The sequence below is a fragment of the Calothrix sp. NIES-3974 genome, assembly GCF_002368395.1.
Taxonomy (GTDB): domain Bacteria; phylum Cyanobacteriota; class Cyanobacteriia; order Cyanobacteriales; family Nostocaceae; genus NIES-3974.
The window spans coordinates 2994530-3007728 of sequence record NZ_AP018254.1 but is presented as its reverse complement, the minus strand read 5'-3'; the positions used below and the strand labels follow the sequence as shown (position 1 = coordinate 3007728).

The following is a 13199-nucleotide window of genomic DNA, read 5'->3' as shown; positions in this document are numbered from 1 at the left end:
TTTATTCTCTAAGTCAAATTACATTCTGTTACAAAGGTGACTAATTGTTCCTTTTTGATTGTGTCAAAAAACTCAGCACACCCAAAACCTCCTTCTTGTATATAGTTTCCCAAGCAAGTGAAATACAATCCCAAATGCGCTCCAAAGTGCATCCTTCCTCGTAGTCAAGCTTCCCGTAGGGTAGTTTTCCGGAAAGAAAATCTTCCCAGCAACTTCTCTCCGATATCCTTACGGTGTAAACACAATTACTCGAATCACATTATCAACAACCCCACCCTAACCCTCTCCGAAATCGGGGAGGGAACAAGAATTGAGTGGGTGCATCTACTTTTGGAAGAAACATAATTTATTGTTCCCACTCCCTATTCCCCACTCCCAATTAATCTATGAAATACGGGTTAGCGCTGCATACAACCACCCCTGAACTAGGTTTAGCAATCAATCAGTTGACGGAAGCAACAGAAAATTTCGTGATACTGCGATCGCAAGTTTGGCATTTACAACGGGAAGTATCAAATTTATTACACCAATATTTACTAGATTTTCTCCCACCCCAAACCTGGCAAGATTTAGGACTAATTGCCGTCGCGGCTGGTCCTGGTGGATTTACGGGAACTAGAATTGGAGTGGTAGCAGCACGTACCTTTGCTCAACAGTTAGGTATACCCGTATTTACCATTTCTACCTTGGCTGCCTATGCATGGCACATCAGTCAAAAAAGCTTACAAACACTACCAAATCAGCAAAATATCCTGAATATTGCGGTACAAATGCCAGCCCAACGGGGACAATTATTTGCCGCCATCTATCAAATTAATGTACAACAATCGCAAATGACACCGATTCTATCGGACAGTGTATTTTCCCCCTCCGCATGGCAAGAATACCTGGATCATTACCATGATAACTATCAATTAGTGATCGCGACATCTGGATTAGCTGCAACCGTCACCAGTATTTTACAATTAGCTACTTGGGAATATCAACAAGGTAAGCGTCCTCACTGGTCACAGGCTAAACCATTTTACGGACAAAATCCAGTTTAATCAGGTTTCGGTAAATATGCATGTTTATGCAATTATTCAGGATGTTTAAATCGATTGCTTAAAAGGCTTTTTAGAATTTCTAGTAATACTTGTTTTTTTTTAATTTAACCTGAGAATATTCACCTGAGTAATTGTGCGTAAATTAAATTATTTTCTAGAAGAATATCTGTAGTTTTACTGAACCGTGATCACAAAGTTAATTTATCGGTCATTCCCTTAACAACTTTTGAGGAATCAAGATAAAATATACTAAGTAACAACGCACTGGAGGGTGACAATCTAGCTTCAAAGCTTTATGCAGCAAGGATTATAGAATAGTGATATACATGATTGTGTTAAGCTTCGCTTATTGCCTAGCAACTTCTCTGGAGTATTGCCTTAAAAATACAAATAAATTCAAAACCAAGTTCAACGGAAAAATAAATAATATATCAATCAAGCTGGAAAATGAAGTTTATCTGTTTATCTTTTGATGGCATAGGCTTAAAAATATTGCTGCATCCTAGTTTCAGGAGTTTTCGTCACCCCTTCAGCAAGACGCATCTAATTTATCCCAACATTTAATTTAATTGTTGACTGTATTTCCGGTCAGCAGTTAGTGATAAACACATTGAATATATTGATTGAATATATTGAATGTATAAATTAAATGCGTACAGCTTATCCATTTATTACTGACAAATAATTACCAATCATTATATGCAAAATCCTTATCAAACCCTGGAAAAAAATGAAGTGATGGCTTTAGGAAACTCACTACGGGAAATCAAAACCCAGTTAGTTAAACAACCTTCCCAAACAGGAATACGACGAGTTTGGTATCAGGGAGAAGAACCCTATTTTGATATTATTTTTGAATTGGAAGAGGAGGAAATCACTTGGTTCGAGTTTACACTACGTGGTAAATCTGCATCCTGGGATCGACGTAAAAAGGTTTGGCAAACTGGGATGACAAATGAATTACAAATGCATGATGTGAGTTTTTATGCTGCGAGTAAGACGATTGAGACTGATAAACTAATTGACGTTGAGTTTTTGGCTGTAGTTAAATCAATTTTACAAACGCGATCGCAGGAACCAATTTTTGCCCAGGTGTTACAATTACTTCCGGTTTTACCTGCTGAAGGTTGAGTTTTCCTTAAAATGGGGTTGGGGTTTTTAAATGTACTTTTTCACCGAATTGGGGATGAATAAATTCAATTTCCCTTGCATGTAAACAGAGACGATGATATTGGGAGTTCGGACTATAGAGTTGATCTCCTAAAATTGCCGTACCTAATCCCTGGGGATGGACAGCGTGAACTCGTAATTGATGTGTTCTTCCAGTAATCGGTCGAAATTCAACGCGAGTTAAGTGATTTTGAATATCCACTAGATGGACATAGGTAATACTTGGTTTACCCCATAACCAATTAACTTCCTGATAGGGTCGATTATCTGGGTTTCCCCATAATGGTAATTCAATGGGATTTTTCAGTCCTGGAACATTCTCCACAACACCATCAAGTAAAGCTTCATAAACTTTGGTGACTGATCTTTGTTGAAATTGTTGACTTAGTTGACGATAGGTATCGAGATGACGTGCAATTAATAAAATCCCCGAAGTCTCGAAATCCAATCGGTGAACAGCCAAAAAATTGTTGCCATCACCATAGTAATTACGAATTCGACTGAAAACACTATCTTGGGTATGTAAATAGCGTCCCGGTACAGATAATAAATTAGCAGGTTTATTAATGGCGATTAAAAACTCATCCTCGTAAATAACTTCCAGGTGATGGGAACTGGAAACAGCATTTAATCCAGAGAGCAGAAAACCCATAATCGGTTGACACCTTTCTACACAAGCACCATAAAAATTACCAGGGATTTTGTCTGAAGTTGGTTGACCCCACCAGAATTCCGCCATTGCGATCGCTTTGAAACCACGTTTTGCTGCATAATGGAGTAACTTGGGTGCGCAACAATCACCCGTTCCCGTTGGTAAACCTGATGGCTGAAGTTGTTGGAGTGTTTGCGACTGTCCCAGGAAGTTCATCAAGGTATAGGTCGCGTGCATTTGGGTTTGTAATTGTCGCGAAAGTTGTTTTCGTTGTTGTTTTAAAGTGTGAATTTTTTGGTCTGCCTGCCGTATAATCTCCTGTAAGGGTATAATTAGGGCATCACGTTCTTTTTTGAGTACCTTACGTTCAATTCCATCCCGACAACTTGCATCCGCTAACTCTGCTAAAGCTTGGTCTAATTGGCTACCTGTAATGGTTTTTAAAAACTTTTCCCTTTGTTGATGTCGTTGTTGTTTGCGTTGTTGATGTAACTGATTCAGAACTAATAGTTTTTGGCTAAACTGTTCCTGTAAATCTTGATATTCTTGTCGTTGGGGAATATTTTCAAGTTCCAGAATTTCCTGTCTAATCGCTTCCAACTTGCGTAATACTTCCACCTCATCCGCAACAACTTCCTCCCGTCCAGGAATTGGTGGAACCCAACCCGGAACCTGACTACAACCATTTAACAACCCAGAGAAAGCCTTGAGAACTCTTTGCTGTCCCTTTGCCGATTCGACAATTAATACACCATACATTTTCCCTTCCTGATTGTACTCTGGAGCAGTACCTAACTGCTGCATTAGTGATTTTGCGATCGCTTCTGCTAAACTAGTCCGGGGAAGTCGTAATAATTCACCAGTAGTTACACAATATCCTTGATAATAATAACTAGGACTTGAATCCGGTATAGAGGCAATATCAGGAATAAAATCCGTCAGCAAGTACTCCATAATATCGTTCTAGGAAAAAATTCCCTACAAACAACTTTCCAACCACTTCCATAAATCTGTCAACACCTCTAGATAATTATCATCATCCTGCAACTCATGATAACTATCTGGATACTCCTTTAGCTCTTTCCTCTCCATAGTTAACTGCTGAAAAATTTGCCGATTTCCTTCTGGAAATATCACCTGATCCGCACCTGCAATCACCATTAAAAACGGTAAATCCAACTCTTGAATATGCTGTTTCACCCAATCTTGAACCCGAAAAAACTCACTTGCTAATCTTGCTGTTCCCAAACTATGCCTTAATTTATCCTGTCGATAGGTTTCTACCATCTTCGGGTCTCGAACCGCTAAACTAAAATCAATTCCCGTACTCAAGGAAAAACGCGGATAAACCCGCGATAAAATTTGTCCCAGCAAAATTTTCCACGGAGAAACCGTTGATTTACTCAATGCGGGTGCAAAGGTAATTAAACCAGATAGGGATTTAGCTATCTCTGGATGACGCAACACAAAATCTATTGCAATTAACCCCCCCATACTATGTCCTAACAAAAAACAGGGAATACCAGGATTTTGGACTTGAATTAGCTCTAAAAAGAATTTAATATCTTGACGATATTCATCCCAACTATTGATACAGCACTTTCGAGGTAAATGAGGTACACTTGTTATTAGTGCATCAAAAATTAAAATGAAACCCTACTCAATCGATTTACGAGAAAAAATAGTAAGTGCTTACGAAAAGGGTGATACATCAATTCGAGGAGTAGCTGTGCAGTTTGGTATAGCAAAAAGCTATGTGCAGAAGCTAATCAGGCAAAAAAGATTGGAAGGGCATCTAGAACCCAAAAAGCAAGGTGGAGCAATGAAGGGTAAGCTAGATGATTACGGTAGCGAATTAGCAGAAATGGTTCAAAGTTACCCGGATTTAACTTTATTGGAATATTGCGAGTATTTTGGAGAAAAATATAACATTTGGGTGTGTGCAAGTGTGATGTGTTGTGCATTGCAAAAACAAGAATTAACTCGAAAAAAAAGACTTTACGTAGCAGCCAAGCGAAAACAGAAAGAGTCCAAAAACTGAGATTAGAATATTGGGAGAAAGTAAAACACATAGACCCAGAAAACCTTGTGTTTATAGACGAAATGGGTGTTTTGCTTGGTTTGACTAGAACTCATGCTCGAAGCGATCGCGGGAGTAGAGCTTATGATTTTAAACCATATTACCGAGGTGCAAAAATAAGTGTAATTGGAGGAATTAGCTTCAAAAAAGTCTTAGCTGTGATGACTTTAAATGGCTCAATGAATGGAGAAGCTTATAAAGTTTTTGTAGAGCATTTTTTACTTCCACAATTATGGGTTGGTGCAGTCGTTGTAATGGATAATCTGCCAGCACATAAAGTCGAAGAGATTAAGCCTTTGATTGAATCTGTAGGAGCAAGTGTTCTTTATCTATCTCCTTATTCCCCTGAATTTAATCCAATTGAACATTGGTGGTCACAATTAAAAGCGTTCTTAAAACAGTTTTCTCCTAAAAGTGCATCTGTAGTTGATGGTTTAATTAAAATTGCACTGACATTAGTTGATCCAAAGCATCTAAAAAATTGGTTTACTAATTGTTGCTACTGTACCTCATAAACCTCGAATCTGCTGTATAACCCTGTTGTCCAGGAGATTTACCGTGTCCCCGTAAATCAATCGTATAAATACCAAAACCATGAGGAAGTAGATACTTACTAATATTGCCATACATCCCCCCATGTCCACCTAAACCATGTACAATAATGAGAATTGCTCGAATAGGTGTTTCCGGCAACCACATTTGATAGTATAACTGGGTCTGATCAAAACTGCGAAAAAAGCTTTCTTGGTAGGACATGTCTGACTGGTGATATGGAAATAAAATTAATTTTGAATCTCCTGTCGGAGTTAGGGATTAGTGGTCTGTCCCATTAATTTTAATGAGTAAAGAAAGGCATGTAGTAGCGCTCATAGGGCCTTTCAGTTTGTAAGATGTGTGTATAATATTCTCGATGACGACTACTATACAAATGTCTATTTTTCGCGAAATCAAACCCTTTAATACCTGTGTAATTGGTGCAAGTCAAGGAATTGGTCTCGGTTTTGTCAAATACTTACTCACATCCCATCAAAACAACCAATTATCAGTTAATCATATTTACGCCACCTATCGTCAAGATGATTCCGCTAGGGAATTATTAACTTTAGCAGCAACCAATCCCGAACAAATCACCTGTTTACGAATGGATATCACCGATGAAAACCAAATTGCAATGGGAATGCAATGTATCCGTAATCAGGTGCAAAAACTTCATTTTGCCATTAATTGTGTGGGAATCCTCCATGAGGAAAATCTCCAACCCGAAAAAAGTTTACGACACCTCAACTTTGATAATTTAACCCGTTATTTCCAAGTTAATAGTATTGGTGGGGTATTACTTGCAAAACATTTATTACCTCTATTCAAACACCAAGACCGTAGTGTATTTGCAACTATTTCCGCAAAAGTTGGTAGCATCGGTGATAATTTCTTAGGTGGATGGTACGGTTATCGCGCTTCTAAAGCTGCTTTAAATATGCTGATGCGCAATGTTGCAATTGAATATGCACGCAGCTGTCCGAAAAGTATTGTCGTCACCCTCCACCCCGGTACAACTGATACCCGTCTTTCCCAACCTTTTCAAACTAATGTTCCTCCAGAAAAACTATTCCCTGTTGAACGTACTGTCAGTCAATTAATGGCAGTAATTCAAGGCTTAAAACCGGAAAACAGTGGCCAGTTCTTTTCCTGGGATGGTAGTAATTTACCTTGGTAGGGAAAAAATTAAAAGTCCCACTGGGTATATCCCAGTGGGAGATATAGTCGTGTTACAGATATTAATTATTCGCAATAATTTTTTATTGTCTGAATTAACATCTATTGTGGTAGAGTTAAAATGAATCACAAAGAAAGACCCTATGGTGCCAGGACATCTACCTTTCCTCTGGCTTTTTTCTGCTAGATTTTATTTTTTCACCTAGTGGAGTCAAAAAATCCTGCTTTCGTCTTTAATTATACAGTAATACCCCTAAAGAAAGCAATCGGAATTCAGTAAATTGTGATTTTGACTGCATTGATTCTTACTTAGAGACTTACATATTCGTGAGGGGTAAATTAGATTTTGATATTTTCTGTTTTTTGCCACCACGACCTAGGAAATCCATGCATCAATCCTGACCTTATCTTATAAGCTTAGACAAAAAATCAGCATCTGACTGATATGGATGCTACATAATTAGGATTTCTTCAGATTTATCCTCTAGACGGTGAATAATTGTAATTTTTGCTTGGATCGTTGATGTTTGAAGGACAGGTTATGGAAAAACTAACAAGAGAGTTTTACCGGTAACGCGATCGCAAAGTTGTGAAAACCTACTGCGTCTCTCCCGTCAACCGTGACCTATCAACATAAAAAAGGGGAAATACATCAGCGTGTAAAGTATACCAGCTAAAAAGTAGCGGTTTCACTGTTTACCAAGCGAACGCGACTAGTTTGATTTGCCATAACTTCCACTGTCGAGTAGCTACCATCACCAGCAAAGGAATTTAAATAGAGGTCTTCACCATACTGGGCAAATAGGGTATATTTACCCGGAGGTAGTTCCACAAAAAATCTGCCTTGATTATCGGTTTTCACCTTTTGTAAAACCTGAAACTGTGATTGAATCTGGCTAATTGGGATTCGTGGTGATGTTGCGGGGATGGTATCAGCAAATATCCATACTGTGGTTTCGACTGGTTGGGGGGGAGTTCGCTGTTTGGTTGTCCCGATGGTTGGCATTTGATCACCTGTGATTTGAACGACTTCTCCTTGAATGCCTTGTTTTTCCGATGATTTGACTTCTGTTTGTTCACTCATAGGTTGAGATCGGGGTTGGGGTGTATCATTCAAGTTGGTACTACTGCGATCGCTGATATCATCGACATTTTTACATCCCATTAATAAAAATAGGGAAATAATTATACTGAACAAAAATAATCGATGTGGTCGGAATAATGCCATCGGTTTACTCCACTGATAACAGGATACGGATATCTTTCCCTTTTGGTTGATTGACAGTTGAGAGTTGACCTTTAAGTATTAACTATCTCAACCACAAGCTCAGTTGACGTACCTTGAAAGTATATCTTGGAATTGGCGGTCAGCAAAAGGCAATAGGTGAGAGATTTTTGTGATTTTAACTAACCATTGGCTTGTAGTCCTTGACATTCGCTACACAAACCGAAAAACTCTAAGGTATGGTAAAAAATATTGAATTTGTGGGATTTTTCCAACTGTTGCTCTAGGTTGTGGACAGGACATTGGGGGATAGGAATGGAAGTTCCGCAGCGTAAACATGTTAAGTAATGTTCGTCTTTTTGGGTAAGATTATATACGGCTTCTCCATTGGCAAGGATTCTCACCTGTACCATCCCTTCTAATTTTAATGCTTCTAGGGAACGATATACCGTTGCTAAACCCATACTTTGATTGCGGTTGCGTAGTTGAATATAAATATCTTGTGCGGATATATCTTCTTTGAGGGTTTTAAGTAAGTTTAAAATTTTTTCTTGACTACGGGTACGGATCATTTTCCTATATCCTGGTTGATGATGTTTTACTATTAATTACAGGACTTACTTAAGTGGCATATTATTTTTAGTTCCTAGTGAGGACTTTAGTCCTCAAAGTCAGCGCAAACAACAAATCAGGATTTTGATGACACTTGCATAAGTCCTAAATTATATTCAGATATTTTAGTGCAAATTTATACTGTTTTGTTGACATAGGGCTGTTTTGGTCGGAATTTTGGTATTTCTTTCTCAGAGGATGTTTTAAAAGTCGATTTTATTTTAACAGTACAGTTTATAACGATAAATATGCCCTTTGAGCCTATTGACTGTCTTCAATAAGTGGTTGATCAGGTATTTCTTGACACTTGACCAACATCTTCTCAAGATGTTGCTTGTTCAATAAAGTCACCTTTTTATTTTATGATGACATTGCAGCTAGATTTTTTGGTAATTTGCTACCGAAAAGATATAGGATGAGCGTAGCAGGATTTTGAACAAAGTATGCCCGTGCGAAGAACCTACCGAGCGAAAATTGTGGTGACATTACGTCCTTCTGTCCTCGACCCCGCAGGAACTGCTGTCCGGTCGGGATTGGAAAAGTTAGGCTATGGTAATGTCAGTCAAGTACGAATTGGGAAACATATTGAGTTAATTATCTCTTCTAGTGATGAAGCTAGTGTACGTCAAGATTTGAATTTTATTTGTGATCAAATGTTAGCGAATCCCGTGATTGAAAATTATAGTTTTGACTTGGTTGAGGTGGAATCTCAATCGGGAGTTATTTAGTTACTAACCGGAATTTCTCATACATCCTTCTAACTTTTTGGGAGTGGGGAGTTGGGAGTATTGAGAAATGTACAATTGCCAAAAGTAAATATTTATTTCCAAGTCATTGACAAAGTATGAAATTTGGAGTTTTAGTTTTTCCCGGCTCGAATTGCGATCGCGATGTGGCCTATGTCACCCGCGATATCCTCCAGCAACCAACACGCATGATTTGGCATCAAGAAACCGATATCACCGATGTGGATGCCGTTATTATACCGGGAGGTTTCAGTTTTGGGGATTATTTACGCTGTGGTGCGATCGCCCGATTTTCTCCAGTGATGGCCCAGGTGGTGAACCATGCCCAACAGGGTAAACTGGTTTTGGGAATTTGTAATGGTTTCCAAATCCTGACGGAGGTGAAGTTGTTACCGGGGGTGCTAGTTCGCAATCGGGATTTACATTTCATTTGCGATCGCGTTCCTCTGGTGGTGGAAAATAATCGTTCTCCCTGGACACAAGCTTACGAAAACGGGGAGGTGATCACCCTACCGATAGCCCACGGGGAAGGATGTTACCATGCCGATCGGGAAACCTTGCGATCGCTGGAAGAAAATGGCCAGGTGGTGTTTCGCTATCATGGTGAAAATCCCAATGGTTCGTTAAATAATATTGCCGGAATTTGTAATAGTACGGGAAATGTGGTAGGAATGATGCCCCATCCAGAAAGAGCCGCAGATCGGATGTTGGGAAGTACTGCCGGATTGAAAATGTTTGCGGGGTTACTAGAGAAAGTAGCGGCAATGGTATAGATTATGTAGGTAGAGACGCGACATGTCGCATCTGTACAGGAATAGGGAATAGTTTTAACCCTACGGGTTCCACTTTTTACAAAACCGAAAAAAATTACAAATGCCAGGTTTTTAAGCCTAATAACCTATCTGGAAAGCACTTTTGACAACTAAAATCCCCTTAATTCCTTGTGAAATATAGAGACGCGATACATTGCGTTTGTACTATCTTTCAGCAAGCCCCAAGTAGTTAGCCCCAAAAAAATTAACAAAAAGCATGACACAGCAAAAATCTTCCCAATCACTCCAGCGTCAATTGGGAATGTTAGGAGCGATTACCCTGGGTTTAGGGTCGATTGTTGGCGTGGGTGTGTTCGTGAGTGTTGGGATTGCAGCTGGTGTCGCCGGACCAAGTGTAATTATAGCCGTTGCGATCGCAGCCCTGGTAGCAATATGTAACGGATTAAACAGTGCCCAACTCGCAGCCAGCCATCCTGTCAGTGGTGGAAGTTATGAGTATGGTTACAAATATCTCAATCCCTGGTGCGGATTTACCGCCGGGTGGATGTTCCTCGTGGCTAAATCAGCATCAGCAGCCACTGCGGCTCTTGGTTGTGCAGGATACCTGTTGAACCTTTTGGGTCTATCTACTGGTAATTACTTAGTACCGACAGCTTTTACTATTGTAGTTATACTTACCATAGTTGTACTAGCAGGAATTAAACGCTCCAACATCGTCAATATCGTTATTGTTTCTATTACCCTATTTTCCCTACTGTTTTTTATGATTACCGGTTTACCCGTGGTGTTATCATCCGGCTTAGATAACTTCACACCCTTTTTCCCCAGGGAGAATGATACCAGTAATCCCATCGCTGCCATATTACAAGCTACCGCACTCATGTTTGTGGCATATACAGGTTACGGTCGAATAGCCACAATGGGAGAAGAAGTCAAAGACCCCCGACGCACCATCCCGAAAGCTATGATTATTACCCTGGGGATTACCATGTTTTTCTACATCAGTGTGGTGCTTGTCGGTATTGGTGCAGTGGGAGCGGAAAGATTTGGTACAGTCACCAGCGAGCAAGTTGCACCCCTAGAAATCGCTGCACGTAGTTTTAATATTCCGGGAAGTCCGTTAATCATGGCAGTTGGAGCTGTCACAGCCACATTAGGGGTATTGTTAAACCTTATTTTAGGGCTATCACGGGTATTATTGGCAATGGGTCGTCGTCAAGATATGCCTAGTTTTGTTGCTCGTTTAAACAAATCGAGAACGACACCCTATATTGCAGTGTTGATTATGGGTACGGCGATCGCGTGTTTAGTGCTGATTGGTGATGTCAGAACCACTTGGTCATTTAGCGCCTTCTCGGTATTAATTTACTACGGAATTACAGATTTATCGGCATTACAGATTCCCGAATCACAAAGACTTTACCCCAAATGGATTGCTGTCATTGGTTTATTGGCTTGCTTTTTCCTTGCTTTTTGGGTCGAGCAGAGAATTTGGTCGATTGGCTTAGGATTAATCCTGATAGGAATCCTCTGGAAAGCTATTTTTGGTCTTACAATACGTGATTAGGACAAAATAGGGAAGATTATCTTTGGTGAAACCCTATCCAGTTTGAGAACTATAGTTCTTATTCGTGATTATGAGATTATGCTTCCTGACGCTGCAATGACGAAGAACTCCAGTTTTGATTATGGACGAAGTTTACTTCGAGTTGAGAGGGTGGGGATGAGGTTCATCGAACTCACGTTAATTTCCCGCGAATTGAACGGGTAGTTCGAGAGGGATTGAACCTAACATGCCCTTACGGTAATCTGTTAGTAACTGTCTGGCAGCCCGTTCCACATCGCCGTTATACTTGTGATCAGCTAAAGCGTGGAGATATTCGTCCCCAGTCAGATTACCAGGTTCTAATTCGTAGCGCGATCGCAATGGTTGTTTCGGTAGGTATTCCGGGTTAGTGGCTTCCAGATAGGTAATAATATCTACTAATCCAGCTGCGATTAACTGTTTATCATAGGAAGCTTCACCAATATCATCACAAATAGCCAACTTGAGAGCAGCTTCTTGGTCTTCTAGCTTCGCGGGAATAACTCCCGGTGCATCCAGTAAATCCAATTGGTCAGATATACGTACCCAGCGTAATTGTCGGGTGACACCTGGACGAGCAGCACTTTCAACCACCCGTCGATTTAAAAGTCGATTGATTAAAGCCGATTTCCCCACATTCGGAAAACCAATCACCACCGCACGGATGGGACGGGGTAACATCCCCCGCGACTTTCTCCGTTCATTTAGGGATACTCCCGCTTCTTGAGCGGCTTTAGCAACAGCATTCACCCCTTGACCCTGTTGGGCATTGGTAAAATAGGGCACTTCATCATGACTTTGAAACCATTTTTCCCAAGCTTGACGCACGACAGGTAAAACCATATCGAAGCGATTAATCACCAAAATGCGCGGTTTATTACCTACCCATTCAGGAACATGGGGATGATGGGTGGTTATGGGTATGCGTGCATCCCGCACTTCCAAAACAACATCAACCTTTTTGAGATTTTCCTGTAATGCTTTTTCAGCTTTGGCAATGTGACCGGGATACCATTGGATGAGGTTTAATTTGTAGTTCTGCGTTAATCCCATAGTTGTATCCTGCTTTGCGAACGCAGACCCATGACTTCTATGATTATAGCATGGATTTTTTGGTAAGTAAAAATAATTCGTAATTACGAATTACGAATTATCAATTAGTTTGAATGGTCTGCTGATTTCCACCATCTTTTACTGGTAACGGAAAGAAGTTTTCTCGCAGTCGTTTGTATAATTGGTCATGATCAATTATTCATCATTCATACATATTACTGGTTAACTTGTGTGGGTCGCTAACCAATTTTCTAAATCAGTGATCGCATTAAAATCCAATAAAGCCTCACCCAAGTCCTCCAACTGGGACACCGATAACCGTTGAATCCTTTCCTGCAACTGAGGAGTTAAAGTTCCGACACGACGATGAAGTAAGCCTACTACCATTCTACAGGCTTCTTCCTGTTTTCCAATTTCTTGTCCTTCAATTCGTCCTTGACGTTGCCAACTGGTAACAGTTTCCATAACTTCTTCCTCTTCCCGCAGGCTATTACGTAGCTTATTCCCACGTAGCAGGTATTACAAATTACGTACGCGAAGCGTT

At 40.1% G+C, this 13199-nt stretch carries 15 protein-coding genes; 8 read left to right on the top strand and 7 right to left on the bottom strand.

Features of this window, described 5'->3' with window-relative positions; all coding sequences use genetic code 11:
• Positions 1-386: 386 nt before the first annotated feature.
• Together tsaB and CDC37_RS11985 are read left to right on the top strand one after the other, a co-directional pair.
• Positions 387-1046 (top strand): tRNA (adenosine(37)-N6)-threonylcarbamoyltransferase complex dimerization subunit type 1 TsaB, encoded by a 660-nt coding sequence (gene tsaB / locus CDC37_RS11990; RefSeq protein ID WP_096622162.1) that lies wholly within the window; start codon positions 387-389, stop codon positions 1044-1046.
• A 699-nt stretch (positions 1047-1745) separates the two neighbouring features.
• On the top strand, positions 1746-2177 hold the full coding sequence (locus tag CDC37_RS11985) for a hypothetical protein (RefSeq protein ID WP_096622160.1): 432 nt from the start codon (positions 1746-1748) through the stop codon (positions 2175-2177).
• 7 nt (positions 2178-2184) lie between these two features.
• On the opposite strand, the gene CDC37_RS11980 is transcribed toward CDC37_RS11985, so the two are convergent.
• Both CDC37_RS11980 and CDC37_RS11975 read right to left on the bottom strand, forming a co-directional pair.
• On the bottom strand, positions 2185-3822 hold the full coding sequence (locus CDC37_RS11980) for an RluA family pseudouridine synthase (RefSeq protein ID WP_096622159.1): 1638 nt from the start codon (positions 3820-3822) through the stop codon (positions 2185-2187).
• Between the two features lie 24 nt (positions 3823-3846).
• Positions 3847-4461, bottom strand: a complete 615-nt coding sequence (locus CDC37_RS11975; protein WP_255408928.1) for an alpha/beta fold hydrolase — start codon at positions 4459-4461, stop codon at positions 3847-3849.
• 55 nt (positions 4462-4516) lie between these two features.
• On the opposite strand from CDC37_RS11975, the gene CDC37_RS24920 reads away from it, so the two are divergent.
• Complete coding sequence (locus CDC37_RS24920; protein ID WP_096619923.1) at positions 4517-4909, top strand: helix-turn-helix domain-containing protein; 393 nt, start codon at positions 4517-4519, stop codon at positions 4907-4909.
• Positions 4807-5463, top strand: coding sequence for an IS630 family transposase (locus CDC37_RS24275; RefSeq protein WP_330220810.1), 657 nt, complete (start codon positions 4807-4809; stop codon positions 5461-5463). The genes CDC37_RS24920 and CDC37_RS24275 overlap by 103 nt, the downstream gene beginning before the upstream one ends.
• On the opposite strand, the gene CDC37_RS11960 is transcribed toward CDC37_RS24275, so the two are convergent.
• The gene (locus tag CDC37_RS11960; RefSeq protein WP_096622156.1) at positions 5438-5704 is read right to left on the bottom strand and encodes an alpha/beta hydrolase; all 267 of its coding nucleotides are present in this window, start codon (positions 5702-5704) and stop codon (positions 5438-5440) included. The two genes, CDC37_RS24275 and CDC37_RS11960, sit on opposite strands and share 26 nt — an antisense overlap.
• Positions 5705-5876: 172 nt before the next feature.
• On the opposite strand from CDC37_RS11960, the gene CDC37_RS11955 reads away from it, so the two are divergent.
• Positions 5877-6662: an SDR family NAD(P)-dependent oxidoreductase gene (locus tag CDC37_RS11955; protein WP_096622154.1), complete on the top strand. Its 786-nt coding sequence runs from the start codon at positions 5877-5879 to the stop codon at positions 6660-6662.
• Positions 6663-7334: 672 nt separating this feature from the next.
• On the opposite strand, the gene CDC37_RS11950 is transcribed toward CDC37_RS11955, so the two are convergent.
• Both CDC37_RS11950 and CDC37_RS11945 read right to left on the bottom strand, forming a co-directional pair.
• Entirely contained in the window at positions 7335-7889 is a 555-nt protein-coding gene (locus CDC37_RS11950) for a hypothetical protein (protein ID WP_096622152.1), read from the bottom strand.
• A 179-nt stretch (positions 7890-8068) separates the two neighbouring features.
• The gene (locus CDC37_RS11945; RefSeq protein WP_096622151.1) at positions 8069-8458 is read right to left on the bottom strand and encodes a Fur family transcriptional regulator; all 390 of its coding nucleotides are present in this window, start codon (positions 8456-8458) and stop codon (positions 8069-8071) included.
• A 489-nt stretch (positions 8459-8947) separates the two neighbouring features.
• Between CDC37_RS11945 and purS the strand changes: the two genes are divergently transcribed.
• The 3 genes from purS to CDC37_RS11930 all read left to right on the top strand — a co-directional run bounded on the left by purS (position 8948) and on the right by CDC37_RS11930 (position 11584).
• On the top strand, positions 8948-9226 hold the full coding sequence (gene purS, locus CDC37_RS11940) for a phosphoribosylformylglycinamidine synthase subunit PurS (protein WP_096626131.1): 279 nt from the start codon (positions 8948-8950) through the stop codon (positions 9224-9226).
• A gap of 116 nt (positions 9227-9342) precedes the next feature.
• The gene (gene purQ, locus CDC37_RS11935) at positions 9343-10017 is read left to right on the top strand and encodes a phosphoribosylformylglycinamidine synthase subunit PurQ (RefSeq protein ID WP_096622149.1); all 675 of its coding nucleotides are present in this window, start codon (positions 9343-9345) and stop codon (positions 10015-10017) included.
• Positions 10018-10273: 256 nt separating this feature from the next.
• Complete coding sequence (locus CDC37_RS11930; RefSeq protein WP_096622148.1) at positions 10274-11584, top strand: APC family permease; 1311 nt, start codon at positions 10274-10276, stop codon at positions 11582-11584.
• A 177-nt stretch (positions 11585-11761) separates the two neighbouring features.
• On the opposite strand, the gene ylqF is transcribed toward CDC37_RS11930, so the two are convergent.
• Positions 11762-12655: a ribosome biogenesis GTPase YlqF gene (gene ylqF, locus CDC37_RS11925; protein WP_096622146.1), complete on the bottom strand. Its 894-nt coding sequence runs from the start codon at positions 12653-12655 to the stop codon at positions 11762-11764.
• Between the two features lie 222 nt (positions 12656-12877).
• Positions 12878-13120, bottom strand: coding sequence for a DUF4351 domain-containing protein (locus CDC37_RS11920; RefSeq protein WP_096622145.1), 243 nt, complete (start codon positions 13118-13120; stop codon positions 12878-12880).
• Positions 13121-13199 lie beyond the last annotated feature (79 nt).